Annotated in this window: 2 protein-coding genes; both read left to right on the top strand. The window is 71.3% G+C overall.

The genetic code is table 11. From position 1 onward, the window contains the following. Nucleotides 1-95 precede the first annotated feature (95 nt). The gene (locus ACIPTO_RS15750) at nucleotides 96-1,163 is read left to right on the top strand and encodes a glucose-1-phosphate thymidylyltransferase (RefSeq protein WP_366325696.1); all 1,068 of its coding nucleotides are present in this window, start codon (nucleotides 96-98) and stop codon (nucleotides 1,161-1,163) included. Beyond that, on the top strand, nucleotides 1,160-1,960 hold the full coding sequence (locus ACIPTO_RS15745) for a futalosine hydrolase (RefSeq protein ID WP_401192164.1): 801 nt from the start codon (nucleotides 1,160-1,162) through the stop codon (nucleotides 1,958-1,960). Before ACIPTO_RS15750 ends, ACIPTO_RS15745 begins: the two co-directional genes overlap by 4 nt. The last annotated feature ends 78 nt before the right edge of the window (nucleotides 1,961-2,038 follow it).

Here is a 2,038-nt window from a genome sequence, read left to right as displayed (position 1 = left end):
ATCCACAGGACCCGTCCGGGGCCGGACAACACCGTCCGGCCCCGGACGACCGCCACTCCAACTCACCACCAGCCACCCGTCACCTGGATGGAACAGTGAAGGCTCTCGTGCTCGCGGGGGGATCCGGTACGCGACTGCGACCGATCACCCACACGTCCAGCAAGCAGTTGGTGCCGGTCGCCAACAAACCGATCCTCTTCTACGGCCTCGAATCGATCGCCGCGGCGGGCATCACCGACGTCGGCGTCATCGTCGGCAGCACCGCCCCGGAGATCGAGGCCGCCGTCGGCGACGGATCCGCCTTCGGCCTCAAGGTCACCTACATCCCGCAGAGCGAGCCACTCGGCCTCGCCCACGCCGTGCTCATCGCCCAACCCTTCCTCGGCGACGACGACTTCGTCATGTACCTCGGCGACAACTTCGTCCTCGACGGCATCACCGACGTCGTCGACGAGTTCCGCAAGGACCCGCGCGACGCTCAGGTCCTGCTCACCCGCGTCAGCGACCCCACCGCCTTCGGCGTCGCCGTCACCGACGACAACGGCAACGTCCTCTGCCTGGAGGAGAAACCCAGCAAACCGCGCAGCGACCTCGCCGTCGCCGGCGTGTACCTCTTCACCACCGCGGTCCACGAAGCGGTACGGGCGATCCGCCCCTCCGCCCGAGGTGAACTGGAGATCACCGACGCCCTGCAATGGATGATCGACCAGGGCATGGAGGTCCGCTCCACGGTCATCACCGGCTACTGGAAGGACACCGGCAACGTCGCCGACATGCTGGAGGTCAACCGCACCCTCCTCGAACGCCTCCAGCCCAGCGTCGACGGCTACGTGGACGACGAGAGCGAGATCATCGGGCGCGTACGCATCGAGGCGGGCGCCGAGGTCCGGCGCTCCCGCATCGTCGGACCCGTGATCATCGGCGCCGGCAGCATCGTCAGCGACTCCTACGTCGGCCCCTCCACGTCCGTCGCGGAGAACTGCCGCATCATCCACAGCGAGATCGAGTACTCGATCGTGCTGCGCGAGTCGTCCTTCGACCGCATCCGGCGCGTGGCCGCCTCCCTCATCGGCCGCAACGTCAAGGTCACCCTCGCCCCCGGACTCCCCGCCACTCACCGCCTGGTCATAGGCGACCACGGGTACGTCCAGTTCTCCTCATGACAACGATCCGCCTCCTCGTCGTCACCGCCGTCGACGCCGAACGCGACGCCGTCGCCCGCGGCCTCGGACCGGTCGAGCCGGCCGGGCGCGGCGACCTGCCGGGCCGCGAACTGCTCCGCGTCACCTGCGCCACGGACGGTGTCCCGGCGCAGGTCGGCCGGACAGTTGGCGGCCCTGGCCCCGGCTCCGTCCGGCACCGGCCGCTCACCGCCGACCTGGTGGCCGGGGGAGTGGGCCCGGCGGCCGCAGCCGCCGCGACCGACGCGGCGCTCACCGCTGCCGCCGTCCGCGGAGACCCCTATCACCTGGTCATCTCCGCGGGGATCGCGGGAGGCTTCGCACCCGTCGCCGACGTCGGCTCCGTCGTCGTCGCCGACCGCGTGATCGCCGCCGACCTGGGCTGCGAGACCTCCGACGGGTTCCTCTCCGTGGAGAGCCTCGGCTTCGGAACCTCCGAACACACCTGCGCACCCCACCTCTCGGCCGCCGTCGCCCGGATGCTCGGCGCCGTCCACGCCCCCGTCCTGACGGTCTCCACCGTGACCGGGACCGCCGAACGCGCCCGAGCCCTACGGCAACGCCACAGAGCGGCGGCCGAGGCGATGGAGGGCTTCGGCGTCGCCGAGTCCGCCGCCGTCCACGGCATCCCCCTGCTGGAAGTGCGCACGATCTCCAACCCCGTCGGCCCGCGCGACCGTGCGGCCTGGCGCATCCCCGATGCCCTCACCGGCCTCCGGGACGCCTTCACCGGCCTGCGGAGCGTCCTCACCCAGGGCGCCCCACCGCCGTACAGCTGAACGCCCCAGCCCCCAACAGCCGTGCGTCCAGCGGCTGTTCGGTTACCCGGCCTGCCGCGGCCGTCTCCTCGGACACCG

The organism is Streptomyces sp. NPDC090083 (assembly GCF_044747445.1).
Lineage (GTDB): Bacteria > Actinomycetota > Actinomycetes > Streptomycetales > Streptomycetaceae > Streptomyces.
This window is presented reverse-complemented; position numbering and strand designations above follow the sequence as displayed.

What these genes read in the sequence shown, in the direction of transcription:
- ACIPTO_RS15745 (WP_401192164.1), top strand. Translation starts at nt 1,160, where the DNA reads ATGACAACGATCCGCCTCCTCGTCGTCACCGCCGTCGACGCCGAACGC.